The organism is Polynucleobacter sp. MWH-UH24A (assembly GCF_018687475.1).
GTDB lineage: Bacteria > Pseudomonadota > Gammaproteobacteria > Burkholderiales > Burkholderiaceae > Polynucleobacter.
Genome location: NZ_CP061292.1, coordinates 258,731 through 283,982, shown reverse-complemented (window position 1 = coordinate 283,982; position 25,252 = coordinate 258,731). Strand labels below are relative to the sequence as shown.

Below are 25,252 nucleotides of genomic sequence, written 5' to 3'. Positions count from 1 at the left end.
GACAAAATCAACCACCGATTCTTTGTGGTGATTCGAGGTAATGGAGCCAACACTGTCCGCGTTTGAATTTAATTACCCGCCACAATCGACATTACAGCCATGCGAACCGCAATCCCAAAGGTGACTTGCTTCAAAATCACCGATTGAGCGCCATCGGCTACCGCCGAATCAATTTCAACACCCCGATTCATGGGGCCGGGGTGCATCACAATCGCATCAGGCTTGGCCAGCGCCAAGCGCGCGGAGGTGAGTCCAAACTGAGCAAAAAATGCAGCGCCCTCTGGAACCTTACCGGCTTCCATCCGCTCTTTTTGAATGCGTAGGGTCATCACCACATCGACGCCGCGCAGGCCCTCCTCCATGCTGTGAAATACTTTCACACCCAATAAATTCAAATCATTGGGGAGCAAACTCTCGGGACCAATCGCGCGGATGTCAGTGCAACCCAAAGCAGTTAGCGCATGAATATTCGATTTCGCGACGCGGCTGTGCACAATATCCCCCACAATCGCCACCTTGAGTTTGGTGAAGTCCTTCTTAAAGTGGCGCATGGTATACATATCGAGTAAGCCCTGCGTGGGATGCTGATGGCTTCCATCGCCGGCATTAATCACATGCACATAAGGTGGTACGTGATTCGCAATCTCAATCGGAGCGCGCGAGACACTATGGCGCACCACAAAAATATCGGCCTGCATCGCAATTAGATTATCGATCGTATCCATGAGGCTCTCGCCCTTGGCGGTTGATGAGGTCGAGATATCGAGATTAATCACATCCGCTGAGAGACGCTTGGCAGCAATCTCAAAAGTAGTGCGAGTGCGGGTGGAGTTCTCAAAAAAGAGGTTAAACACACTCTTACCCCTCAGGAGTGGAACTTTTTTAACTTCGCGTGCAGGGTCGGTGATGCTTACAAACTGTTGAGCAGTATCCAAAATATGGATGATCTGCTCTTTGGGCATACCTTCGAGCGTAAGTAAATGGGTGAGCTCTCCGGCAGAATTCGTTTGCATGGTCATGCCCGCTCCTCGAGAACGAAGCGAAAGAGTTCGTGCTTGCCCTTGGTTACTTTTTCCAAAGCCAGGATTTGAGTGTCTGGTAATTGGATATGCTCACCGACAAAATCAGCAGCGATCGGTAACTCCCGCCGACCCCGATCAGCGAGCACCATGAGTTCAACTGCTGCGGGCCTTCCAAAATCAAAGAGTTCGTTGAGCGCTGCGCGCACGGTTCTTCCAGTAAAGAGCACGTCATCGATGAGCACGATTTGAGCGCCAGTCACCTCAAAGGGTAGATGCGTTGCCATAGTGTCAGCCGATCGAATCGCTGCCAACCCTTTTTCAGCGTAATCATCTCGATGAAAGGCAACATTTATCACCCCGAAGTCAGAAAGCCCTAAGTCATGCGCTAAACGCTTGGCGATCCACGCGCCACCAATAGCCAGCCCCGCAATTTGGATCTTTGGGTTTGCCAACAAATCCTTTCGGAGATGATTTTGCAACGCTTGATATAGCCGCTCGGCATCCATATTTCTAATTTTCTATAGCGCTCTTCTTAATCAATAATTTCATCTTGAGTCCCAACCCAAACAAAATACCAGGTGCAAGTTGATATGTAATTATCTCCCAAGTCATTGTATTACTTCAGACTATTTATTGAGCTAATCAATGTCTCCCGTAATCAACCAATTATCCACTTGCAGATTTATTCTTAAAATCAATCCAGATGAGGGGTAAAAGGCAAAATTGAGGATACCTCATGGCCCTACTCAGCTCTTATGAGTAGGCAATGATGAAGTGATTCGTATTTATTTCATTCCAAATAGTTTTTAATGCCAAATCTGATGAAGAGTGGCGGTCCATTGGTAAAATTTGTTTACCAAGTACGGGATAACCTCATCATGAAATTTATAAAAAAGCTATTCAAGCAAAAAAATCATCTAAAACTCTAAACGATGTTATTGGCCCCGAGATTAAAGATGATCCCTTTTAAGATGAGTTAAAAAAATACGCTGCCAGCCCAACTTTAAAAACCTTCCTAGAAATTGGCTCTTCTAGCGGTCAAGGAAGCACCGAGGCATTTGTTAGTGCGATCCGCACAAGACAAGACAAAGACTTGTGCTCGTTATTTTGTATGGAAATTAGCAAGCCTCGATTTGAGCAGCTGCGATTGACTTACTCTAATGATCATTTTGTGAAACCCTTTAATCTAAGCTCAATTAGTCCCGAGGAATTTCCTGCTGAGAGTGAAATTATTGATTTTTATAAAACCCACAAAACTAATTTAAATCATTACCCCGTGGATACCATCCTTGGCTGGTATCGCCAAGATCTTCATTATTTACAAAGTAATTTTGCTTGCATCAACGGTATCCAATACATTCAAACTAGTCAAAATATCAATCAATTTGATATGGTTTTAATTGACGGCTCTGAGTTTACTGGCGAACGTGAACTATCGTTTGTGATTGGCGCAAAGGTTATTGCTCTTGACGATACGGAAACGTTTAAGTGTTTTAAAGCTATGCGAATCTTGGAAAAAGACCTTCGCTATCGTTTAATCACGCACAATCCAAAAGTTAGGAATGGTTTTGCAATCTTTGAAAAAATTTAGTGCGATGTTGTTATCGAGCACAGGAACTCAATCTCCAAACCCGAATGATAAGGCGGCAAAGTGCCTATCCTATTAGTTAATTAAATTTAACTATCCATAAAGGAAATCACTAGTTTTTTCCTATTGGATCTATACAAAAATACGATGAAACGGTCACCAAAATTTCTGATAATTAAAACGTGGATTAGTGCTGGGAAAACCTTTCCCATCACTGCCTCTCAATTTATAACCCATTCATTCTAAAGGAGATTTATATGGCTAAGTCGGTAAAAGGTACTAAGACTGAACAGTCGTTAAAGGAAGCATTTGCGGGTGAGTCCCAAGCCAACCGTCGTTATTTGTACTTCGCGAACCAGGCTGACATTGCTGGTGCAAACGATGTGGCAGCGGTTTTCCGCTCCACCGCCGAAGGTGAGACCGGTCACGCTCACGGTCATATGGAGTATTTGATCAATGGTGGCGCTGGCGAGCCAGGAACTGGTATGCCTGCCAAGACCGTTGCCGAAGCTCTCCAGGCAGCGATTGCTGGTGAGACCCATGAGTACACCGATATGTATCCAGGTATGGCCAAAACTGCTCGCGAAGAAGGCTTTGACGAGATCGCTGATTGGTTTGAGACTTTAGCGAAGGCTGAGCGTAGCCACGCCAACAAGTTCACCAAGACGCTCGAAGCACACTTGGCAAATTCCTAATTATTCCTAATTGGTAGTTTCTTAGGAAAAGAAAATGGCGCTCAATTGAGCGCCATTTTTATTTGCTTCAATATCGCGAAGATGTTGAAGCTCTTGGTAAGTTAGGCGATTAGCCCTTCTTTGCCCAAGCGGAACACCAGCCCGCCGCAGCCACTTGCTTACCAGCAAAAAGGCTGCAACCACCTGCAGCAGCACCAGCTTTGGCTTGGTACAGAGCGCAATTGTCGCAACGTTGGGTGTTCGCATGCTTAGGATACTTCTTAGTATCTACTTTAGTAGTATCTGCTTTGTAACCCAAGGCTTGCGCTTGGGGATCAGTCTCAGCAACCATGGCTTGAGCTTGAGCCAAATTATTGAGTGACAATGTAGCTGCACCGGCAGCAGACATGATCAAAAATTGACGACGTGTGTTTTTCATGGATTCTCCGTGTTGAAAAAAAACTGCAAGTCGGATCTTAAAACATAAATCAATACTCTTCGTAGTGTTTTATAAGCTACTGATTTAATTGATTTTTTAGTTGAGAATGATTCTCAAATCATTCGGGGTGGTTGCTATTACTTGCCCTACTGCTTGTCCATGAGCGCCAAGAACTCGCGCCGCAAATTGGCGTCTTTTAAAAATGAGCCACGCATCACGCTATTGACCATCTTGGAATTGAGATCCTTCACACCACGCCATTGCATACAAAAGTGATCGGCTTCCATGACGAGCGCGAGTCCCGTGGGCTTCATTTTCTCTTCCAAGATATTAGCGAGCTCCACCACCGCCTCCTCCTGAATCTGTGGCCGGCACATCACCCACTCGGTAATGCGGGCGTACTTGGATAAACCAATCAGCGCCGTTTGCTTATCGGGCAAGACTCCAATCCACACGCGCCCCATGATCGGACACAGATGATGCGAGCATGCGCTCTTGACTGCAATCGGTCCAATGATCATGAGCTCATTGAGACGAGTAATGTTCGGAAACTTGGTGAGATTTGGCTGTGGGGTATAGCGTCCTGTAAATACTTCATTGACATACATCTTAGCCACACGATAGGCAGTACCGCGCGTATTGTGATCACTCTGCGTATCAATCACGAGACTCTCAAGCACCCCTTGCAACTTCCCCGCCACTTCATCAATTAAGCCATCAATCTCACCGGGTTCAATGAACTGCGAAATATTGTCGTTCGCATGAAAGCGTGCTTTCTTTGCTTGAATTCGTTTACGAATCACTTGCGAGAGTGGCACGCCCTCTTCGCTCTTGCAGGCGGTCGTTTTGGTATTTACTTTGGATGGCGTTAGTTTTGTGGTGCGCGGCATGAATAATTTGAGAAGTGACTTGAATTATTAGGCACTGACCTAAATTTGAAAGAATAAGGCTACTGTACACGCAAATCCAATGAACCACACGAAGGTACGGAGGTTCGCCCAATCCATCACATAGCAAACAATATAGGCTACGCGGGCTAAAAGGTAAGCAATCGCCAACACATCGATGCGTGCTTGAGGCGCTTGCAAGATAATTGTGATTGCAATCGCCACATAGAAAAAAGGTAAGGATTCAAAGGTATTGGCTTGCGCCGAGTTCGCACGCGCGCGCAATCCCGTTTGTTTGGCAAGCCACGCGCGCGGCTGATTGTTGTCATAGGGATCGCTTACAGCATTCTCGGTGGGACCAAATTTGGCAATGCCCGCTGCAATGATGGGTAAAAAACCGGTAAGGATGACACAAACGATGGCGATGGTCATAATTGATTACCTGCTCCGTTATGTTTAATTCACTACTTTTTACTCAGGCGCGTTTCCGTGCCATTAAGAAGATTTCGGATATTACTGCGATGCCGATAAATGAGAAGTGCACTCATCGCGACAATGGCTAACCCCATGGGCTGTGCGCCAAAGAGAAAGGTGAAATAAATCGGTGCAAAGACTGCGGCACATAAGGCGGCTAAAGACGAATAGCGCATAAAGACTGCCACAATGAGCCAGGTTCCTAAGGTGGCCAAGCCCAAGACCCAATTAATCGCAAATAAGATCCCTGCGGCTGTGGCCACACCCTTACCCCCTTTAAAGCGATGAAAGATCGGATAGAGATGTCCGATAAAGACAGCGATCGCTACCAGCCCCAAGAGAATGTTGACGCTTTCCTGGCTGGGCCCCCCCAAGACTTCGCGTGCAAGGGTCACTGCCAACCACCCTTTGGCAGCATCGCCAATCAAGGTGAGCGCAGCGGCCACTTTATTGCCAGTGCGCAAGACATTGGTCGCCCCTGGATTTTTAGAACCATGGGTATAGGGGTCCGGCAAACCCATCATCTTACTTACTATTACAGCAAAAGAGATTGAACCTAAAAAATAGGCAATTACAATCAATAAAAAAACTATTATTATTATTGGTTCCATGAGTCAATACCAGCAAATTATTTAAGTGAAATTAGAAAAATAATTATTAAAAATTTATCAACTGAAGATTAAATTTCAACTTTGGTTTAAATGGTGATCAATTTATGTTTCAAAAAAATCTATATCTAGTGACAAAAGTTTTTTTTAGTATTTTCATCTTCATTTCTTTGAGCCAGACTTATAGGCTTATTCAAAATCACTTTACTCACATTGATGACATATCAGTAGCATATAGATTTACCAAAGAAGATTTTTTTAATAGGGCTTGTTCTAGCAATATGTCCAAGCCTGCTGGTATAGTCATCTATAAAATAACGGGTGAAAATAGAGAACGTTTTTGCAAGCTTTATTATTATGCCTACATTTATACAGTAATTCCGAGAAATTTTACATATGCACCATTTCAGTTTTGGTTTACACAGGCGTTTTTAAAACCAGAAAATTCATATAGCTACATTGAAACAAAATTACAGGGCAGACTTCCTTCTTTTATCTTCCACATATTAGGAATTATACTTTTCCTCGTATTTATCCAAAAGAAATTGCCCGGCTTAAAGGATGAAAAGTTAATTCCCTTTATCTTGATTCTAATTGCTGCATTCTCCCTCGAACAACGAATTATGGCATCACAAATGCATTCTTATGCTATTGGTATTCTTTCAAATGTTTGTGCTATTTACGGTATTGTGCGAACTCAAAATTTTTTCTCCTTTTCAAAAAAACAGCTTTTTTATAACGGATTAATTCTTGCTTTATCTGTAACTATGCAATATCAAGCAATATTCCTTGTATCTGCTGGTTTGCTTGCAACAGCCTTAATTCATTTAAACAGGCAAAATTTTAATGAGAGAATAAAAAAATATTTTTTTCTATGGGCCTTTTTTATCATCAGCTTGGGGTTAACGGGTGCGATAATTATTATTCGCTACAACTCCGGAATTAATTGGAACGCCGGGCCCAACGCCGAATTCATCATCACATCAACAGATTTTTTTAATAGAATTAGTACTTTCTTTAAACTTGTATTTTATGAATCTAGTTATAATTTTTACTCTATTTTAAGTGCTATTGAATTTGAGTCAATGCAAGCAGCAAATTTTTTTGGAGCGAGCCTCTTATTAGTTTGTCTTTTAGGTTTTTTTTATTTGTATCAGAAACGTAATCAGTATGACTATAAAATATATTTCTACACTATATTCTTTTATATTTTACTTTACTTTACATTGATTTTTTTAGGAAAACTTTCTTATTCTCCCACAAGACATTTTTTATTCTTTCTACCAATAATTTTGATATTAATAGGATATGGTTTAATTTTTATTAAAGCTAAAATTAATAATCTCATATTTTATATCTTTTTGATCCCAACAACCCTGATTTATGCTTGCTTCTCGATCCTCATGTTTTCATCTTTCGAAGAAAAGCGCAAAGATTTAATTCAAGTTTTCAATATTCCACTTCTTTTTCAAAATAGTGGAGCTACTGAAATTCTTGTAGATGAATTTGATGTAGAACCTTTTTTTTTAACTGAGCTATCAAATATAACAATTTTTCGTTATAGACCTAATCCAATTTGCAAGGATTATCCTTATTTATCCAGTAACAATCTCCCAAAAAAATTCATAATTTTTTGGTATAGTAAAAGAGTTCTTTTAAATAATCAGGGTGCGCCATTAGTAAAAAATTTTTATGATGGTGGACCCATTTCTTTGACTGATTATTTCCAAAAAGTTTTAATTAGTTGTTTTCCACATGAAAATATCCAAAATAAAACTATTCAGGTAAAAAAAATTTCTGACATACTAATTCAAAGATCTACTATAGAAATTGACTTGAGCAATCGCACGAAAAATGGTTCAAATTCGTTATTTTTACAGACCTTTGAGATTCAATTACCAACTATGGAGTTAAAATAATCATGCAAATTGTAATTCCTATGTCGGGATTTGGTGAGCGTTTTCGGCAATCAGGCTATTTAGTTCCGAAGCCACTTATTAATGTTGATGGTCGTCCTGTTATTTCTTATGTTGTCGATCTTTTTCCGGGTGAGACAAATTTCCTTTTTATTTGCAATCAGGATCATCTTGACAACTCTAATTTTCAAATGCGTGATACTCTCTTATCGCTCTGCCCAACCGGGAAAATTATCGGCATAGCACCTCATAAATTAGGCCCAATATATGCCGTCATGCAGGTGATTGATCAACTTAACCATAATGAACCTGTAATTGTGAATTATTGTGACTTTAGTTGTTATTGGGATTGGGCGCATTTTAAAAATTTTGTAATTACCTCTCAATGTGACGGTGCTATTCCTGCCTATAAAGGTTTTCATCCTCATTGCCTTGGAACTACCAATTATGCATACCTTAAAGAAAATGCAGGTTGGGTTAGCGCCATTCAAGAAAAAAAACCATTCACCTTAAATCGAATGGATGAATATGCTTCAACTGGAACTTATTACTTTTCAAGCGCACAGCTTATGCATGACGCTTTTAAAAATGTGATTGCTAATGATTTAAGTATTGGTGGTGAATTTTATGTAAGTCTTTCTTACAATCTTCTTATTGGCCAAGGAAAACATGTAGCGGTTTATCCTATTCAGCACTTCATGCAATGGGGCACACCTGAGGACTTAGTTGAGTATCAACATTGGTCTTATGTTTTTAGGCGTTTAATATCTCCATTTAAAAAAAATGAGGTTGGTGGTGCTACGATAATTCCGATAGCCGGCCTTGGAAAACGATTTTCAGATGAGGGCTATGCCCATACCAAACCTCTAATCTCAGTCTCCGGTCAGTCGATGGCTATTCAGGCTATCAACGACCTGCCAAATACTCAAGAACGCTGTTTTATTTTACGATCTGATATGCCTGGTGTTGAATCAGTTTGCGAGGAGTTACTAAGGAAATACCCGAACGCACTCATTCCAATGGTTGATAATATTACTCAAGGACAAGCTTGTACCGCTGAAATCGGCCTGAAGGCGCTGTGTGATGCAAAGCGTATTAATGCACACTCGCCAATACTGTTTAGTGCCTGTGATAACGGCGTTCTCTTTAATGCAGAAAAATATCTTTCCATGTTAAACGATCCAATGATCGATGTGATTGTCTGGGGAGTTCGCGGCCATCCGAACGCTGTTCGACATCCGCACATGTTTGGTTGGATTGATGTAGATGATATGGGCCTGATCCAGAAAATTTCTGTAAAACAACCTCTCGCCAACCCCCGTAGCGATCCCATTGTGATCGGGACATTTACCTTTAAACGTGCAGGTGATGCTCAGAGAGCAATAACTCATCTTATTGAACGTAATGGACTTATTAATGGCGAATTTTACTTAGACTCCTGTATAAATGATGCCATTGCTATGGGTCTACGTTGCGTTGTTTTTGAGATAGATGCATATATTTCTTGGGGTACGCCCAATGAACTTAGGACCTTTGAGTATTGGCAATCCTGCTTCAGCAAATGGGCTCTACACCCATATGAGCTCAAACTCGATGCACACATTCCAAGTCATAAAGTAGCCGAACTTACATCCCACTATCAAGCAATCTTACCTGCTATACCGCTCCAGTAATGCCCATTCGAGAAGTGCTAACTTTCTTACTTGTTGGCCTTTTGGCGACAGGTATAGATTTTGCTATCTACCAATCCATGCTCTTGCTCACTTTTTTAGGAACTAGCTCCTCAAAGGCAATAGGATTTATCTTCGGAACTTTATTTGCATATTTTGCCAATCGGTTCTGGACCTTCCAAAACCCAAAAATGCGAACCGGAAGCAGCTTTCGCTTCGTACTAGTTTATGCAATTGGTTTGGTAATTAATGTACTGAGTAATGATGCTCTGCTTATTCTTTTTAAATTTGAGGTAGGCTCAATTTTTTTTGCCTTTATGCTTGCTACACTGTTTTCAGCAATTAGTAATTATGTTGGTATGAAATGGTATGTTTTTAAACACCTTTAGAATGTGTATATGAAACTTTCTTTGATTATTCCTTGTTACAACGAGGGGACCAATCTACCTCTATTGCTCGATCGTTGCCAAATCTTGGGCGAGCGTGGTGATATTGAAATTATTTTAGTTGACAACGGCTCTACTGATGACAGTGCAACAGTCTTAGAAAAACTTATGTCCCAGTATCGATGGTGCAAGAGCATACGAGTTCCGATCAATCTTGGATATGGTTACGGTATTTTGATGGGGCTTCGTGAAGCACGCGGTGAGTTGCTCGGATGGACACATGCTGATTTACAAACAGACCCGAAAGATCTTTTAAAGGCGTTACCTTTGTTTGAACGATATGGCAATTTAATTTATGTTAAAGGCCAAAGAAAACATCGACCCTTTACAGATAATTTTTTTACAGTTGGCATGAGTATTTTTGAAATACTTTTACTAAGAAGGTTTTTTTGGGATATCAATGCTCAACCCAATTTATTCCCACGCTCATTTTATGAAAAATGGGTTCAGCCACCTCACGATTTCTCACTGGATCTTTACGTCTACTTTAAGGCGAAAGAGTCAAATCTAACGATTCATCGCATTCCTGTAGAGTTTGGTAAGCGTATCCATGGTAATTCTCACTGGAATATTAATTGGCAGGGCAAATGGAAATTTATTAAACGTACCATTCAATTTAGCTTTAAATTAAGACGTTCTCTTAATCAATGAAAATAATTGCTCATCGACGAAATAGTATTGAGTTACTCATCAATACCCCAAAAAAATATGGGGTTGAAGTTGATATCCGCACATTCAATAATGAATTAATTTTACAACATGACCCTCTTAAATCTGGGGAAAAATTGGAGGATTGGTTAAAACATTTCGAGCATCAAACCCTAATACTGAATGTAAAAGAAGAAGGTCTCGAAGAGGCCCTACTTTGCCTGATGCGAAAATTCAAAATTAATGATTTCTTTTTTTTAGATCAATCATTTCCTTTTTTAATTAAATTTGCTAAATTAGGCGAACGTCGTTGCGCCTTGCGTGTCTCCGAATTTGAATCAATTGAGACAGCACTATCTCTTTCACATCAAATTGACTGGATATGGGTTGACTACTTTACTTATTTTCCACTTTCTAGATTTATGGCGGAACAATTAGAATCTGCTGGTTTTCGTCTTTGTATCGTTTCCCCTGAATTACAAGGTTTTATTTCTAATGTCGCAATTCCAAAGCTAGCTTCAGAGCTTCGTCAAGAAAGAATTACACCAGCCGCTATATGCACAAAAGAGCCAGAACGCTGGGAATCTGAAGGTTTTGGAATATGAAAATTTGGCTTTTAAATCCACTGTTTTTGTTTGGCCTAGCGACCCGTATTGCGCTTCTTATTTTCATACCAGCAGCTCCTATTAATGATTGGTACATCCCTTTTTTTGAATTTAGTATCGAGAATCTATCCATAGATCCCTGGGCAAGCTGGCTTAATAGTTTAGGTGATTATCGAGCATTTCCTTACGGCTATGCCATGTGGCTCTTTTTTTTGCCCTGGATCATTCTTGCTAAATTTATATTCATTCCAATTTCATATGGGTATGGTGCAGCTATTATTTTTGCAGACTTAATTTTATTATTAACCCTAGATAAATTATTTTCAAATAAAAGAAATAAGCTGATAGCCATTTACTGGCTCTCGCCAATTATCTTAATTGCGATATATGTTCTCGGTTATAACGATTTAATTCCAATCTGTTTTTTAATTTTGTCTATATATCTGATTAAGATTAATCAATTTATATTTAGTGGTGTTTTTTTAGTTGCAGCAATTTCCGCAAAATTAAGTATGTTCCTCACATTACCTTTTTTTTTAATTTACTTCTTACATAATCGTTCAATTTTTCAAAAATTTTCTCAGTTTTTATTTGGATTTATTTTAGCTTTTATAAGCATCCTGCTACCCTTTCTCTTTTCTATCGCCGGCATCCAAATGGTGCTTACAAATCCTGAAGTTACAAAGATTTACCAGCTTAGTATTCCAGTTCTTAAGGATAATGAGCTTTACCTTTTTCCACTGCTATATTTATTGTTGCTTTACTTAGCATGGCAAATTAAACGTGTGAATTTTGAACTATTCTATAATTTTTTGGGAATAGTTTTTTTAGTTTTTGTCCTTCTAATACCTGCATCACCGGGATGGTTTGTTTGGGTAGTTCCCTTATTAATTAGTTATCAACTAAGTAATGATCGCTTTGCAATGAGTATTAGTAATATTTTTATAATTTTATATATTATTTGTATTAGTTTCTTTCTATCAAGCTATGACGTTGGATTAATTCACCATCTATTAGCGAGTAATAATTTTAATATTAGTCTTGGGACATACAATCATTTAAGTTCTTTTGCTTACACTGCACTAGTTTCAATAAGTATTATTTTAATCATTCGTATTTGGAAAAATAATATTGTACGTAATGATTTTTTTCGTCTAAGCCGAAAACCGTTTGTGATTGGAATAGCTGGTGATTCTGGGTCTGGTAAAGATACTTTCGCAAATATTATTACTGATTTATTTGGTAAGCACTCGACTACCCATCTTTCTGGTGATGATTATCACTTGTGGGATCGCAAGCAACCAATGTGGAATATGCTGACCCACATTAACCCCTCGGCTAATGATCTGGAAAGTTTTACTAATGATCTGGTTTCTCTAATAGATGGAAAAACTATTCGTATCCGACATTATGATCATTCAACAGGTTTAAGTGGTGAGCCAATTAATTTGCCTAGTAAAGATTTGATTATCTCCAGTGGTTTGCATGCTTTATATCTTCCACTACTACGCTCGTGTTATGACCTTTCTATTTATTTAGATATTAATGAAGAATTACGTTGCTACCTAAAAGTTTTGCGTGATATTAAAGAACGAGGTTATTCTGCAGATCATGTTATGAAAAAGCTTGAAGAGCGAAGAGTCGATTCATCACGTTTTATTCACCCTCAAGCTCATTTTGCAGATCTTATATTCTCTGTTCAACCTGCAAAAATATCTGAGTTAGATGAACAAGTTGATCCAAATTTACTTCATTTAAAGTTAATTATTCGCTCACGTCAGGGACTCAATGAACTTTCATTAAAACGAATTTTAGTTGCTATTTGTGGGCTTCATGTAGAAATAGAACTTAATCCTATAAATTCTGAAGTAATTCTTATTATTGATGGTGACTGTCAAGCTGACGATATAGCAATGGCTGCAAAAATTTTATGTCCAAACATTTTTGATTTCTTTGATTTTGAGCCAAAATGGTATGGTGGAGTTCTCGGATTAATGCAAATTACTACAATTTCTTTCATGCAGCAGGCTCTAACTAAGAGGTTCATCTGATGAAAATAAATTTTCCATCAGCCTTTACTGTAGCTCCTGATGCAGTTCTACTCGATCTCGATGATACATTATATGCATATGATCATGCCCATCAATCTGCTTATAAAGCAATCAAACAAAAATTGTTTAAGGATTATTCGGTAAAGGAATCTGCTATTGATTTCACTTTTAAACAAGCTAAAAATGAAATTAAATTATCTTTAAAAAAAACGGCTGCATCACATAGTAGGTTACTTTATTTTCAGCGTATGTTGGAATTAATGGGATTAGGTTCGCAACCTTTATTATGTCTTGATTTAGAACAAACTTATTGGAGAACCTTTTTAAATAATGCTCAATTATTTCCTGGAGTAAAAGAATTTTTGGATGATTTAAGGATATTGCGAATTCCATCTGCCATTGTTACAGATCTAACTGCTCAAATTCAGTTTCGTAAACTTCTTTATTTCGGCTTAGACCGTTATTTTACAGCAATTGTAACAAGTGAGGAAGTTGGCCTAGACAAACCTCATCCAATGATATTTGAATTGGCTCTCAAAAAAATTAATCCTAGTGGAGATTGTATATGGATGATTGGAGATAATTCAATTAATGATATTTTAGGTGCCAAAAATGCTATTGGTGCCATTACGTTACAAAAAATTCATTCGGGTGTTGAGATTGGTTCCAATGAATCATTACCTGATGCACACTTTAATAGTTTTATCGAGTTAAGCCGGCTACTTAAAGCACTAAATGAATATGCCTCCAATTAATCATGAACAAATTTCTTCTTTTTGTGTTTCCATTGGTAACAACCCTTTGCTTGTTCAAGGTGCCGGAGGAAATGTATCTTGGAAAGATGGTGATAAGCTTTGGATTAAAGCATCGGGAACATGGTTAGCACATGCTAAAAATAAATCGATCTTTGTTCCGGTTGATCTTTATGATCTAAAGAAATCTATTTTAGAAAAAAAATTTTTCGTTAGCCCAAAATTAAAGATTGATTCACCGCTTCGACCATCAATAGAAACTGTTCTTCATGCATTATTGCCTCACCCTATTGTGGTTCATATCCACCCTATTGAAGCACTTTCCTTTTTAGTTCTACGAGAACCGCATGAAGCATTCAATAGAGTTAGAGAATTAATGAGTGAAGAAATTATTATGATTCCATATCGACAACCAGGCGGAGAATTATCGAGTACTATTTCATCTGTAATTCACGAAAAAAATATCCGTTGTATTTTTTTGCAAAACCATGGGGTGGTATTGGGTGCTTCATCAATCATGGATATGAACGATCTAATTTCTTCTCTTCGCTTAGCTTGTCAATCAGTTTCGCATAAGATAAATTTTTCTACAAATCGGTCTCACATTTCTTCTTTTTTTGATGAATATTTTCCTCCTGAAGACTATGAAATTAATATGTTGGCTATCAATCCTGAGTGGTTTAAGCGACTTAAGGATGATTGGGTTTTATTTCCAGATCACGCAGTTTTCCTTGGTCCAAAAGCATTTTTTTTTCATAATATCGAAGAATTTAAGGCCTTTACTAAGCTTAAGCTATCCCCCCAGCTTATTTTTGTTAAAGACAAAGGTGTTTTTTATAAATCATCCTTTAGTTTGACTCAAAAAATTCAACTCCGCTGCTATCTTGATTTACTTCAGCGTATACACCCTGATTCTGAGTTAAACCCCTTGAGCATGCAAGAGGTTAATAATCTTTTGAATTGGGATGCTGAGAAATTTCGTCAGCAGTATTCGTAAATTGTGTCTAATTCGCCTTTTTGAAATTTGATTTAACTACACCCCCTTGGATGATGAATTTCATGTAATTTCTTTAAGCGCTCGCGCGCCACATGGGTATAAATTTGAGTGGTCGAAATATCGGCATGCCCCAACAAGAGTTGTACAACCCGTAAATCCGCACCATGGTTTAAGAGATGGGTAGCAAACGCATGGCGCAGAGTATGGGGTGAGAGCGCCACTTGAATGCCAGCCAGACTCGCATAGTGTTTGATGATGAACCAAAATGCTTGACGGGTTAATCCAGCGCCTGTGCGGCGCCCCACAAAAACCTCTTGGCAATTTTTTCCCTCTAAGAGGATGGGTCGGGCTTCATGTAGATATTGACGCAACCACTGTCCCGCTTCACCACCAAAAGGAACGATACGCTCTTTACCACCTTTACCGTTGACCACGCGCACGACCCCTTCATTGAGTCCCAACGATACGGTTTTGAGTGACACAATTTCTGAGACGCGTAAGCCACTGGCGTACATCAGCTCGAACATGGTGCGATCACGCAACCCCAATGGCTCGTCAATATTGGGGGCATTGAGTAGCGCAATGACCTGGTCCTCACTCAAGACCTTTGGAAAGCGCTGCGCTTGCTTCGCGGCGCGCAACTTCGCACACGGATCTTCTTTAACATAGCCAAGGCGCAATGCATGGCGATAAAAGCGCTTAAAGACCGTGAGGCGCCGATTGGCTGTGGTGGCTTTATCGCTTCGCTTTGCTGCCATGTAGGCCGTGAGATCTGCCTCCTGGACCCGATAAAGATCGCTGGCATTTTTTTGCTCACCCAACCAGGTAGCAAATAAAATGAGATCGCGCCGATAGGCACTTAGCGTATTTTTTGAGAGGCCATCTTCGAGCCAACAGGCATCGCAAAACTGATCAATCGCGTTTTGAGATGCCAAGACCACAAATTAGTCGCGAAAATTGTTAAACGCCAAAGGAGCTTCGCTCGCTTCTTTTCGCAGTAACGCCATCGCAGTCTGCAAATCATCACGCTTGGCCCCTGTCACGCGCACCGCATCCCCCTGAATACTCGCTTGCACTTTAATTTTGCTGTCTTTGATAATGCGTACGATCTTTTTAGCAAGCTCTTGCTCGATGCCTTTTAAAAGTTTCATGGTTTGCTTACGCTTATCGCCTGACATCGTCTCGGTCTTATCGTCTTTTAAAAATCGAACATCCACATTGCGTTTAGCCATTTTGCTAAAGAGTACGTCTCGCACTTGACCCAATTTAAAGTCATCATCGGCAAACAAAATGAGTTCGTTATCTTTTTGCTCGACGCGCGCGTCTGAACCTTTAAAGTCAAAGCGGTTTGTAATTTCTTTATTGGCTTGCTCGACAGCATTTTTGAGCTCCACGACATTGGGTTCGCACACAGTATCAAATGACGGCATTTACCTCTCCAAACGAATGTTGTAATCATGACGGTTTTGCTATTTTTAGACCAATTTCGTTCTTCATGCAAAACCCGAATAAGATTGTGGCATGAACTCGGATTGCAAGCCACTAGCCAATTACCCATTACGAGAGCGCAATACCCTAGGCTTTGAGGTGGTGGCCGAGTGGGCTTTGCCGATTACCCAAGCTGAGCAAATCCCCCCAGCGATTCGCTGGGCCAAAAATGCGGGGTTGCCCTATCGGACTCTTGGGGGAGGTAGCAACGTTGTGCTACCCGCCCAATTACCAGGACTCACCCTCCTCATGGACATCGATTTCATTGAGGTTCTTGAGAATCAAGCTGCGAAGACAAGGTTGCGGGTAGGGGCCGGGGTCAACTGGCATGACTTCGTTCGCTGGACTCTGGATCAGAACTGCCGTGGTCTAGAGAACCTCGCCTTGATTCCAGGCACGGTTGGAGCGGCTCCCATCCAAAATATTGGCGCCTATGGAGTTGAGGTGAAAGAGTACATCGATACGGTGGAGGCCTTCGATTGCCAAACCAATCAGTGGGTCAGTCTATCGAATAAAGATTGTCGCTTTACCTATCGGCACAGCGTGTTTAAAGATGAGCCGAATCGCTTTGTGATCACAGCAGTGATATTTGATCTGCCCAAGGTATGGCAACCGCGCATCTCATACGCCGATCTTGCCAACCACTTTGCCAATCGCTCAATTGATGCGATCACCGCTTCTGCAATTTTTGATGCAGTGTGCGCCATCCGCACTCAAAAGTTACCGGATCCTAAGGTGATTGGTAATGTGGGTAGTTTTTTTCAAAATCCTGTGATTTCCAATCAGCAATTGCAATCCCTTAAGCGGCAATTTCCACAGATAGTGAGCTATCCAGAATCGGCTACGCATAGCAAGCTTGCCGCTGGATGGCTTATCGACCAGTGTGGCTTCAAAGGGGTGCAAATGGGTAATGTGGGCGTTCACGACAAACAGGCCCTGGTGCTTACGCATCGCGGTGGTGGTAATGCCAGTGAACTGTTAAAGCTTGCCGAACAAATTCAGAGAAAGGTAAAAGAGACCTTTGGCGTTGAATTAGTTATTGAACCAATCATTATTAACGGCAGCGCTAGTCTTTAATCATAAAAAATGCTTATGACTTTTATTGGTTCGTCACATTAAAGAAAACTTTAATATGGAATTTTCAAATTAAAGTTTTCTTTAATGTGAGATAGCTAGTCAATGTTTATAAATACTTAAACTATTGATTTATAGGGATTCTTGGCGTCATAGCTATCTTGACCACGAAGCCACCAACCAACGCTTAAACCAAAATACTGGCAAAGCTTTAAGTCCTCGTCCTCTGTAATAGGGCTCTTACCCGCAATAATGTCATGCATTCTTGAGGAGATACCCCAACATCCTCAGCAAGACGATGCATTGTGAGCCCTAATGGCTTTAAAAAATCCTCTTTCAACATTTCGCCAGGTGTAACAGGAGCAATTTTCTTTTCATTTTTTTATTCTTAAAAATGATTACTTACTTGGTTTATCGAATCTAGTTGCTACCTCACCGCTTGCCAGCTTAATAATGTAATCCTCATCCTCTCGAATATCGCTGGGTTGCCGGGCAGCCTTTTGATTCTGATCCAAAATGACTGCATAACCCCGCTCGAGCGTGCGTTGCGGATTGAGGGTTTCAAGCTGAGTAAGCCAATGTGCTTGATTGCGTTTCAGGCTCTCTAGATAAACGCGTACACCTTGTGACAGACGTTGCTGACATTGCTCAATTTGCTCGCGCATGCGCTCTGGGTTTGGCAGCGCGTGCTTCAGTCTCAGACTAATTTGATCAAGTGTTTGAGCCTCGCGCTCAAGGCGTTGCTCCAGACGCTGAGTAATCGTGTCTTGATAGCTCTTTAGTTCCTGTAAGAGTTGCTCTCGTTTTGGGGTGGCCAGTTCGGCGGCGCCGGTTGGCGTGGGGGCTCGCAGATCTGCCACAAAATCAGCAATCGTGAAATCTGTTTCGTGCCCCACGCCACTAATGATTGGTATGTCCGAGTTAGCAATGGTTTGTGCCAGCTGCTCGTCATTAAAACCCCATAGGTCCTCAATGCTGCCACCGCCCCGCACGAGAAGAATCACCTCGGTCAAGCCATCATCATTGGCCTTCTGAATGGCTTTCATGATCCCAGCAGGCGCATCCGTACCCTGCACTAAAGTTGGGTAGATAAAGATCGGAATATGCGGGGCCCGACGCGCTAAGGTGGTCAGCACATCTTTCAAGGCTGCGGCTTGCGTTGAGGTCACAATTGCAATTGCCTTTGGATGAGATGGAATTGCGCGTTTACGCTCCTCATCAAATAAACCGGCTCTCGCTAATTTATCCTTGAGTTTTAGAAAAGCTTCATAAAGACCACCAAGGCCAGCTTTACGCAAAGCATGGATGGTCAGTTGCACATCACCGCGGGGCACATACATGCTGACCGAGGCACTGACCTCCACTTGATCCCCAGATTGGGGCATAAATCCAACTTGAAGATTTTTTCCCCGAAACATCACACAGCGAATCTGACCTTCTTCGTCTTTGAGCGAGAAATACCAATGCCCGCTGTCATAGGCTTTGAAGTTCGACACCTCCCCGCTAACCATCACAAATTCAAATTGTTCGGTCAAAGATTCAGCAATGGCGCGGTTTAGATCGCCAACACTCAGGATCGGCCTTGATTTTTCGGTCATCAAATGGTCACTTTGCTGTAACTATATGGGCTTGCGGGTCGCAACATATCCACAAGGCTTGACTGGCGGAAAAAGTAAAAAAGTTAGTGAATACTTGCTCTTTATGGATGTGGCTTTCATCCAACAACAAATTCATAAACATTTGATTTAAAACCATATTTTTATCACTTGAATAAATAAATATCCATGCATAAATCAAGGACTTACACCACCCATCAAGGACTTAGGGAGGTATATGCATAAAGTTTTACACAGAGTTATCCACAAGCCGGCATCAAAGCCCGTAGTTGGATGCAACTGACTTACCGGATGAAATAGGGTCACCCGTTTTTGGGGGCTTTTCTGAATTTGCATGAAAATACCGTTCATGTATTCCATCTTAATCGCAGCCGGCTGGCCCATCTGGCCGCTCCTTGCCATATCCATTCTCGGCTTAGCTATCTTGCTCGAACGCAGCTGGTATTTGCGCAAAACCCATATTGTTCGTAAAAGGTCGATTGAAGAGGCGTTTGCCGCCACCCCAACCTTAGCGAATGACCCCAATTTTCTCAATCAGCTCTCTGGCTCCTCCCCGATTGGCGGCCTATTAGCGGGTGTCTTACGTGAGCATGCCCTGGGGCACTCAGCCGAGGTTGCGATTGAAGAGCTTCAGATCCTTGCGCAAAACCTCTGGATGAAATTAGATCGCTATTTAGGGGCGCTCGCCACGATTGCCACCGTTGCCCCACTGCTGGGTCTCTTTGGGACTGTGGTGGGCATGATCGAGATCTTTGGCAGTCAAGGCGGCACGATTGGTAGTGCAGTGAATGCTGCCAGCGTTGGGGCGACTAATCCTCAGCAATTAGCACACGGCATCTCGATTGCGCTCTACAACACCGCATTTGGTCTTTTAATTGCAATTCCAGCTTTGGCTGGTTGGCGGATCTTGCGAGCAGTAGCGGACCAACGCCAGCGTGAGTGTGAGGAATGCACCCGGCAGTTGTTTAAGAAGTTGTATCCACAATCGGCTTCGTCATCTTCATGAGTTGGCTAGACACTTCGCAAAAAAGCTCCTCTCGCTTTGGCATACATTTGGGTCGCTCATCCCGCTCCTTCTCTTATGCCGAACCAGAAATTAATCTAATTGCCTTCATTGACGTCCTCTTAGTCATTCTAATTTTTTTGATGATTTCTACTACGTTCACCAAATTTCAAGAAATTGCGATTACCCTCCCAACGGCCTCTGGTGTCGAGACTGTCGATTCAGCGCGTGAGATCAATATTGCCGTCAGTAGCGATGGTCGCTTTGCCCTAAATGGCAAGATCATGAATCGCTCTCAGCTGGGAAGTGCTTTGAAACAAATGAACACTGTTCCTGAGCAAAACCTACGCATTAGCATCGATGCCGATGCCCGCGCTCCGCATCAAGCGGTCATGACCGTATTGGAACTGGCGCGTGATGCAGGTCTACCCAATATCGCTTTTAGTAGTCAAGCAAAAAAATAATGTTGTTTAAGACCTCACCGCGCTTTTGGGAAAAATCTTCATTTTCTCAATCGCCCATTCGAGCGATTGTCGATCGATTTGTCAGCGTTGTTTTGCTTCCGTTCGCATGGATCTTTGGCCTCATGGTTTGGATCAAGCAGTTGATCGTGGACTCTAGTCTATTGCACACCCTTGGGATCTATCGCGCCGCACCCGTTCCCATCATCATTGTCGGTAATATTCGGGTGGGGGGTACGGGGAAAACGCCGCTCGTGATTGCGCTTGCCAATGAATTGGTCGAACGAGGCTTTAAACCTGGAGTGATTAGTCGTGGCTATCAACCCAATGCTCGATCATTACTTGCGCAACCTACAGCCGTTAATCGGAACGGCAATCCCAACGAAGTTGGCGATGAACCAGTACTCATGTCGCAATGCATTCATGATTCTGTACCCATTTGGGTCTATAGCAAACGTAAGGCCTGCATAGATGCGCTCCTGCAAGCCCATTCCGAGGTCAATGTCATCATCAGTGACGATGGCTTACAGCACGCCGCTTTAGTGCGTTGGCCTGCGCGTGAGGGCGGGCGTGATTTGGAATTAGTTGTTGAGGATGAGCGTGGGGACGGTAATGGCAGACTCTTGCCCGCAGGTCCATTACGCGAGAGTGCTAAGCGCGAACGCGATGCGACCATCACCATTAGCCAATTGCCTCCTAAAAGCGAGCCTTTTTCCAGCTCTCACGAACTGCATTTCAGCCCAATCATCGATAGTGCCTATCCATTGCATCGCCCCAATGAGCCCATCACCTTTACACAAATGCTTAGTCGCTTGGTCGGATTAAAAGTGGGGGTACTTGCAGCAATTGGTAATCCAAAAAAGTTTTTTGATGCGCTCGTCAAGCTTGGTGTTCATATTGATCAAACTCTGGCACTTCCCGATCACGCGTCAGTTCGCGATAACGATCTCCAGGCGCTTGCGGTGGATCTCATCCTGATCACCGAAAAAGACGCAGTTAAATGCTCAGATATTGAGGATTCTCGCGTCTGGGTTATTCCCATGCGCCTAGATCTTCCATCAGAGTTTAGTGATTGGGTGCAAGAGGTCATTACGCGGCCCAATCCTTATCTCAAATAATCTGACATCTTGGGCTATGATGAGCACATAGTGATGATTGAGGCCCTCCGATGATGAATAGAAATTTACTCGATATTGTGGTTTGCCCGATTTGCAAGAGCTCACTCCATTTGGATGAAGACAAGCACGAACTCATTTGCAAAGTCGATAAGCTTGCCTACCCAATTCGCGACGACATTCCGGTGATGCTGGTTGATGAAGCAAGGAGTCTGAGTCCTGAAGAAGCTGGTGCGCTCTATAAATAATTTATCGCGATGACCGTCTTTACTGTTGTAATCCCTGCGCGCTTAGCCTCCTCACGACTTGAACGCAAAGCGCTCGCGGATCTGGGCGGCAAACCAATGGTGGTGCGAGTTGCTGAGCGCGCTTCACAATCCAAAGCAAAACACATTTTGGTTGCTACCGATGCTGTTGAAATCGAATCGGTCTGCCAAGCGGCAGGATTAAATGTCCTCATGACCCGCGCCGATCACCCCAGTGGCACTGATCGGATTGCAGAAGTTGCCTCTCGCTTAGGGTTAGATGATGAGGCACTCATTGTGAACGTGCAAGGCGATGAGCCCTTAATTCCGGTGGAGCTTATTAATCAAGTAGCCAACACCCTGGCAGCACACCCTGAATGCGTGATGAGCACAGCAGCCGTAGCTATTCAGAGTGCTGAGGAAATTACCAATCCCAATGCGGTCAAGGTGGTTCTCAATCAACGCCATGAGGCGTTGTACTTCTCTCGAGCAGCGGTACCCTACGATCGCACCCAATCGTCACCCACTTACTATCGACACATTGGCATTTATGCGTACCGCGTTGGTTTTCTAAAAAAATACGCACAACTTGCAAGCTCGCCATTAGAGGTCGCCGAGTCCCTAGAACAGTTGCGTGCGCTATGGCACGGCTACCGCATTGCGGTGCACCTCGCCTCCGTATTGCCCCCAGCTGGTGTAGACACCCCGGAAGATCTTGCGCGCGTTCGCGCCTTCTTTTAAGGGATTTCGCTAAGAAACATCTCCTAATAAATCTGCCCTAACTCAGGGCAATCAATTAGACTATAGGGAATGAAAAAACAAGATAGGGGATGACATGCGCTTAATTTTGCTGGGTGCTCCAGGTGCGGGCAAGGGAACGCAAGCCCAATTTATTTGTGAAAAATTCGGAATCCCACAAATCTCAACTGGCGATATGCTGCGCGCCGCCGTTAAAGCAGGCACTCCTCTCGGAATCGCCGCCAAGAAAATTATGGATGCCGGTGGCCTGGTCTCCGATGAGATCATTATTGGCCTTGTCAAAGATCGCCTAACTCAACCCGATTGCCACAAAGGCTACCTCTTTGATGGTTTTCCTAGAACCATCCCACAAGCACAAGCCATGAGAGATGCGGCCGTGCCGATTGACTACGTCCTTGAAATCGATGTGCCCTTTGAGGCAATTATTGAGCGTATGAGTGGTCGCCGTGTGCACCCTGCTTCGGGTCGTACGTATCACGTCAAATTTAATCCTCCAAAAGTCGATGGCAAAGATGATGTGACGGGTGAGCCCCTCATTCAGCGTGATGATGATCAAGAGGTAACGGTGCGTAAGCGTCTGCAGGTCTACACCGATCAAACACGCCCTCTAGTGGACTATTATTCAAAGTGGGCAAGTGAGCCAGCAAGTGCTGGGGTTAAGGCACCCGCCTATCGAAAGGTATCCGGTACAGGCTCCGTTGACGATATTACTAAGGCAATTTTTACTGCTTTAGCTTAACTGAAGTCTAGATTGACTCTCCCAAGGGCTTCTCAATTCGGTAATGCTTTAGCTCATAGTTTTCAATTGCGCTGAGCAATACTTCAAATTCCATCGCTTCTTTGGAATTCATCTGTGGCGGATGATCAAAAAATTGTGAAGCTCGCTCAAGAGCATCACAATAACTTTGCTCATTATGAATTTGTAAAAAACTCATTGCATTAAATCTACTTCAGCTCTTTGAGAGCACTCTCAAACGACTCGAGATCAGCAAAGCTGCGATAGACCGATGCAAAGCGGATGTAGGCGACTTTATCTAAACGTTTGAGCTCACGCATTACCAGTTCACCAACCCGCTCGCTGGGGATTTCCTTTTCGCCAGACGCCATCAGTTTTTCTTCGATGCGTCCGATCGCATCATCGACCGCATCGGAGGAAACGGGGCGTTTGCGTAGTGCTAAACGAATTGAGCTGACTAACTTTTCATGACTGTACTCAACACGACTGCCATTTTTTTTCACAATGGCAGGCAGACTTAACTCAGCCCGCTCGTAAGTTGTAAAGCGCTTATCGCAGGAAGCGCAGCGCCTGCGACGTCTTACCGAATCGCCCTCGTCCGATACCCGAGTATCCATTACCTGGGTATCGTCGCTGTGGCAAAACGGGCAGCGCATAAACGTTAATTTACGTAAACAGGAAAGCGTTTAGTAAGGGCATTGACCTGCTCTCGGACCTTCGCCAAATGATTAGCATCGTTTGGATGGTCCAGCACGTCGGCAATGAGTTGCCCCACTTGCCTAGCTTCTGCCTCCCTAAAACCTCGCGTGGTCATTGCCGGTGAACCTAATCGAATACCACTTGTCACCATGGGTTTTTCAGGATCATTCGGAATTGCATTTTTGTTCACGGTAATGTGCGCAGCGCCTAATGCCGCTTCAGCTTCTTTGCCTGTGATTTTCTTAGCGCGCAGATCCACGAGCATGACGTGTGACTCAGTTTTACCAGAGACAATTCGTAGACCCCGCTCAATTAATGAATTTGCTAAGGCTTGCGCATTGGCAATCACTTGCTTTTGATAATCCCTAAAGCCAGGCTCCAGCGCTTCTTTAAATGCAACGGCCTTTGCCGCAATCACATGCATCAAGGGGCCGCCTTGCATCCCGGGAAATACCGCAGAGTTAATCGCTTTCTCATGCTCAGCCTTCATCAGAATAATGCCGCCACGTGGACCGCGTAGACTCTTGTGCGTGGTTGAGGTCACGACATCGGCATACGGCACTGGATTAGAATACACGCCCGCAGCGATCAAACCTGCGTAATGTGCCATATCCACCATAAAAATCGCACCAATCTCTTTGGCAACTTTTGCAAAGCGCTCAAAATCGATTTGCAATGAGTAAGCGGATGCACCAGCAATGATGAGTTTTGGTTTCTTTTCGCGGGCAAGACGCTCCATTTGCTCGTAATCGATCGCTTCGTTTTGATCTAGGCCGTAGGAGATGGCGTTAAACCACTTGCCACTCATATTGAGTGCCATACCGTGGGAGAGATGCCCGCCCTCGGCAAGGCTCATACCCATAAATGTATCGCCAGGCTTCAAAAAGGCCAAGAAAACCGCTTGATTGGCTGATGCTCCGCAATGGGGCTGTACGTTCGCCGCATCAGCTCCAAATAATTTCTTGACCCGATCGATCGCCAATTGCTCGGCCACATCAACAAACTCGCAACCGCCGTAATAGCGCTTACCGGGGTAGCCTTCGGCATATTTATTAGTCAACTGGGAGCCTTGAGCGGCCATCACTGCGGGTGAGGTGTAGTTTTCAGAGGCAATGAGCTCAATGTGCTCTTCCTGACGGCGATTCTCGTTTTGGATGCTAGTCCATAACTCGGGATCAATATGCGCTAAAGTGTGTTGACGATCAAACATGGTGGATTCCTAATTAATCACATAACAATAACAAAATACGGCAGTCAAACTTCGGCAATCGTGCAAGGA

At 42.8% G+C, this 25,252-nt stretch carries 30 protein-coding genes; 17 read left to right on the top strand and 13 right to left on the bottom strand.

Annotated elements, in window-relative coordinates; translation table 11 throughout:
* Positions 1 to 68: 68 nt before the first annotated feature.
* Both ICV32_RS01545 and pyrR read right to left on the bottom strand, forming a co-directional pair.
* Positions 69 to 1,019, bottom strand: coding sequence for an aspartate carbamoyltransferase catalytic subunit (locus tag ICV32_RS01545; protein ID WP_215371355.1), 951 nt, complete (start codon positions 1,017 to 1,019; stop codon positions 69 to 71).
* A complete protein-coding gene (gene pyrR, locus ICV32_RS01540; protein WP_215371353.1) occupies positions 1,016 to 1,528 on the bottom strand; it encodes a bifunctional pyr operon transcriptional regulator/uracil phosphoribosyltransferase PyrR in 513 nt (170 codons plus the stop codon). Before pyrR ends, ICV32_RS01545 begins: the two co-directional genes overlap by 4 nt.
* Before the next feature lie 665 nt (positions 1,529 to 2,193).
* Here pyrR and ICV32_RS01535 point away from each other — a divergent pair.
* Positions 2,194 to 2,613, top strand: coding sequence for a hypothetical protein (locus ICV32_RS01535; RefSeq protein WP_215371351.1), 420 nt, complete (start codon positions 2,194 to 2,196; stop codon positions 2,611 to 2,613).
* A 254-nt stretch (positions 2,614 to 2,867) separates the two neighbouring features.
* Entirely contained in the window at positions 2,868 to 3,305 is a 438-nt protein-coding gene (locus ICV32_RS01530; RefSeq protein WP_108507821.1) for a rubrerythrin family protein, read from the top strand.
* A 109-nt stretch (positions 3,306 to 3,414) separates the two neighbouring features.
* On the opposite strand, the gene ICV32_RS01525 is transcribed toward ICV32_RS01530, so the two are convergent.
* The 4 genes from ICV32_RS01525 to plsY all read right to left on the bottom strand — a co-directional run bounded on the left by ICV32_RS01525 (position 3,415) and on the right by plsY (position 5,695).
* Positions 3,415 to 3,723 carry a high-potential iron-sulfur protein gene (locus tag ICV32_RS01525; protein WP_215371349.1) on the bottom strand — a complete coding sequence of 103 codons (309 nt, stop codon included), beginning with the start codon at positions 3,721 to 3,723 and terminating at the stop codon, positions 3,415 to 3,417.
* A 146-nt stretch (positions 3,724 to 3,869) separates the two neighbouring features.
* The gene (gene folE / locus ICV32_RS01520) at positions 3,870 to 4,613 is read right to left on the bottom strand and encodes a GTP cyclohydrolase I (protein ID WP_215371348.1); all 744 of its coding nucleotides are present in this window, start codon (positions 4,611 to 4,613) and stop codon (positions 3,870 to 3,872) included.
* 39 nt (positions 4,614 to 4,652) lie between these two features.
* Positions 4,653 to 5,042: an MAPEG family protein gene (locus ICV32_RS01515; RefSeq protein WP_215371346.1), complete on the bottom strand. Its 390-nt coding sequence runs from the start codon at positions 5,040 to 5,042 to the stop codon at positions 4,653 to 4,655.
* A 32-nt stretch (positions 5,043 to 5,074) separates the two neighbouring features.
* Positions 5,075 to 5,695: a glycerol-3-phosphate 1-O-acyltransferase PlsY gene (plsY, locus tag ICV32_RS01510; RefSeq protein WP_215371344.1), complete on the bottom strand. Its 621-nt coding sequence runs from the start codon at positions 5,693 to 5,695 to the stop codon at positions 5,075 to 5,077.
* Between the two features lie 167 nt (positions 5,696 to 5,862).
* On the opposite strand from plsY, the gene ICV32_RS01505 reads away from it, so the two are divergent.
* Genes ICV32_RS01505 through ICV32_RS01470 form a run of 8 tightly spaced genes read left to right on the top strand, consistent with a single transcriptional unit; the run spans position 5,863 to position 14,777 of the window.
* Complete coding sequence (locus tag ICV32_RS01505) at positions 5,863 to 7,611, top strand: hypothetical protein (RefSeq protein ID WP_215371342.1); 1,749 nt, start codon at positions 5,863 to 5,865, stop codon at positions 7,609 to 7,611.
* Between the two features lie 2 nt (positions 7,612 to 7,613).
* Entirely contained in the window at positions 7,614 to 9,281 is a 1,668-nt protein-coding gene (locus ICV32_RS01500) for a hypothetical protein (RefSeq protein WP_215371340.1), read from the top strand.
* On the top strand, positions 9,281 to 9,667 hold the full coding sequence (locus ICV32_RS01495) for a GtrA family protein (protein ID WP_215371338.1): 387 nt from the start codon (positions 9,281 to 9,283) through the stop codon (positions 9,665 to 9,667). The genes ICV32_RS01500 and ICV32_RS01495 overlap by 1 nt, the downstream gene beginning before the upstream one ends.
* Positions 9,668 to 9,676: 9 nt before the next feature.
* Positions 9,677 to 10,375, top strand: coding sequence for a glycosyltransferase family 2 protein (locus ICV32_RS01490; RefSeq protein WP_215371336.1), 699 nt, complete (start codon positions 9,677 to 9,679; stop codon positions 10,373 to 10,375).
* A complete protein-coding gene (locus ICV32_RS01485; RefSeq protein ID WP_215371334.1) occupies positions 10,372 to 10,977 on the top strand; it encodes a hypothetical protein in 606 nt (201 codons plus the stop codon). The genes ICV32_RS01490 and ICV32_RS01485 overlap by 4 nt, the downstream gene beginning before the upstream one ends.
* On the top strand, positions 10,974 to 13,028 hold the full coding sequence (locus ICV32_RS01480) for a uridine kinase (protein ID WP_215371332.1): 2,055 nt from the start codon (positions 10,974 to 10,976) through the stop codon (positions 13,026 to 13,028). Before ICV32_RS01485 ends, ICV32_RS01480 begins: the two co-directional genes overlap by 4 nt.
* Positions 13,028 to 13,783: an HAD family hydrolase gene (locus tag ICV32_RS01475; protein ID WP_251371892.1), complete on the top strand. Its 756-nt coding sequence runs from the start codon at positions 13,028 to 13,030 to the stop codon at positions 13,781 to 13,783. Before ICV32_RS01480 ends, ICV32_RS01475 begins: the two co-directional genes overlap by 1 nt.
* On the top strand, positions 13,764 to 14,777 hold the full coding sequence (locus ICV32_RS01470) for a class II aldolase/adducin family protein (RefSeq protein WP_215371330.1): 1,014 nt from the start codon (positions 13,764 to 13,766) through the stop codon (positions 14,775 to 14,777). Before ICV32_RS01475 ends, ICV32_RS01470 begins: the two co-directional genes overlap by 20 nt.
* Positions 14,778 to 14,809: 32 nt before the next feature.
* Here ICV32_RS01470 and xerD read toward each other — a convergent pair whose 3' ends face one another.
* Positions 14,810 to 15,718 carry a site-specific tyrosine recombinase XerD gene (gene xerD, locus ICV32_RS01465; RefSeq protein WP_215371328.1) on the bottom strand — a complete coding sequence of 303 codons (909 nt, stop codon included), beginning with the start codon at positions 15,716 to 15,718 and terminating at the stop codon, positions 14,810 to 14,812.
* Between the two features lie 3 nt (positions 15,719 to 15,721).
* Positions 15,722 to 16,207, bottom strand: a complete 486-nt coding sequence (locus tag ICV32_RS01460) for a YajQ family cyclic di-GMP-binding protein (RefSeq protein WP_215371326.1) — start codon at positions 16,205 to 16,207, stop codon at positions 15,722 to 15,724.
* A gap of 91 nt (positions 16,208 to 16,298) precedes the next feature.
* Between ICV32_RS01460 and murB the strand changes: the two genes are divergently transcribed.
* Positions 16,299 to 17,342, top strand: coding sequence for a UDP-N-acetylmuramate dehydrogenase (gene murB / locus ICV32_RS01455; RefSeq protein ID WP_215371324.1), 1,044 nt, complete (start codon positions 16,299 to 16,301; stop codon positions 17,340 to 17,342).
* Between the two features lie 116 nt (positions 17,343 to 17,458).
* On the opposite strand, the gene ICV32_RS01450 is transcribed toward murB, so the two are convergent.
* Both ICV32_RS01450 and xseA read right to left on the bottom strand, forming a co-directional pair.
* On the bottom strand, positions 17,459 to 17,602 hold the full coding sequence (locus tag ICV32_RS01450) for a hypothetical protein (RefSeq protein ID WP_215371322.1): 144 nt from the start codon (positions 17,600 to 17,602) through the stop codon (positions 17,459 to 17,461).
* A 135-nt stretch (positions 17,603 to 17,737) separates the two neighbouring features.
* Entirely contained in the window at positions 17,738 to 18,937 is a 1,200-nt protein-coding gene (gene xseA / locus ICV32_RS01445; RefSeq protein WP_215371320.1) for an exodeoxyribonuclease VII large subunit, read from the bottom strand.
* Between the two features lie 352 nt (positions 18,938 to 19,289).
* On the opposite strand from xseA, the gene ICV32_RS01440 reads away from it, so the two are divergent.
* The 6 genes from ICV32_RS01440 to adk all read left to right on the top strand — a co-directional run bounded on the left by ICV32_RS01440 (position 19,290) and on the right by adk (position 23,277).
* On the top strand, positions 19,290 to 19,961 hold the full coding sequence (locus ICV32_RS01440; RefSeq protein WP_251371891.1) for a MotA/TolQ/ExbB proton channel family protein: 672 nt from the start codon (positions 19,290 to 19,292) through the stop codon (positions 19,959 to 19,961).
* Positions 19,958 to 20,422 (top strand): biopolymer transporter ExbD, encoded by a 465-nt coding sequence (locus tag ICV32_RS01435; protein ID WP_215371318.1) that lies wholly within the window; start codon positions 19,958 to 19,960, stop codon positions 20,420 to 20,422. Before ICV32_RS01440 ends, ICV32_RS01435 begins: the two co-directional genes overlap by 4 nt.
* Complete coding sequence (gene lpxK, locus ICV32_RS01430; protein WP_215371316.1) at positions 20,422 to 21,537, top strand: tetraacyldisaccharide 4'-kinase; 1,116 nt, start codon at positions 20,422 to 20,424, stop codon at positions 21,535 to 21,537. The genes ICV32_RS01435 and lpxK overlap by 1 nt, the downstream gene beginning before the upstream one ends.
* Before the next feature lie 53 nt (positions 21,538 to 21,590).
* Positions 21,591 to 21,782, top strand: a complete 192-nt coding sequence (locus ICV32_RS01425; protein ID WP_215372475.1) for a Trm112 family protein — start codon at positions 21,591 to 21,593, stop codon at positions 21,780 to 21,782.
* Positions 21,783 to 21,791: 9 nt separating this feature from the next.
* Positions 21,792 to 22,520 (top strand): 3-deoxy-manno-octulosonate cytidylyltransferase, encoded by a 729-nt coding sequence (gene kdsB / locus ICV32_RS01420; RefSeq protein ID WP_215371315.1) that lies wholly within the window; start codon positions 21,792 to 21,794, stop codon positions 22,518 to 22,520.
* Between the two features lie 94 nt (positions 22,521 to 22,614).
* Positions 22,615 to 23,277 carry an adenylate kinase gene (adk, locus tag ICV32_RS01415; RefSeq protein WP_215371313.1) on the top strand — a complete coding sequence of 221 codons (663 nt, stop codon included), beginning with the start codon at positions 22,615 to 22,617 and terminating at the stop codon, positions 23,275 to 23,277.
* Positions 23,278 to 23,284: 7 nt separating this feature from the next.
* On the opposite strand, the gene ICV32_RS01410 is transcribed toward adk, so the two are convergent.
* Genes ICV32_RS01410 through glyA form a run of 3 tightly spaced genes read right to left on the bottom strand, consistent with a single transcriptional unit; the run spans position 23,285 to position 25,183 of the window.
* Complete coding sequence (locus ICV32_RS01410; RefSeq protein WP_215371311.1) at positions 23,285 to 23,473, bottom strand: hypothetical protein; 189 nt, start codon at positions 23,471 to 23,473, stop codon at positions 23,285 to 23,287.
* Positions 23,474 to 23,483: 10 nt separating this feature from the next.
* Positions 23,484 to 23,930 (bottom strand): transcriptional regulator NrdR, encoded by a 447-nt coding sequence (gene nrdR, locus ICV32_RS01405; protein WP_108507803.1) that lies wholly within the window; start codon positions 23,928 to 23,930, stop codon positions 23,484 to 23,486.
* A gap of 5 nt (positions 23,931 to 23,935) precedes the next feature.
* Positions 23,936 to 25,183: a serine hydroxymethyltransferase gene (glyA, locus tag ICV32_RS01400; RefSeq protein WP_215371309.1), complete on the bottom strand. Its 1,248-nt coding sequence runs from the start codon at positions 25,181 to 25,183 to the stop codon at positions 23,936 to 23,938.
* Between the last annotated feature and the right edge of the window lie 69 nt (positions 25,184 to 25,252).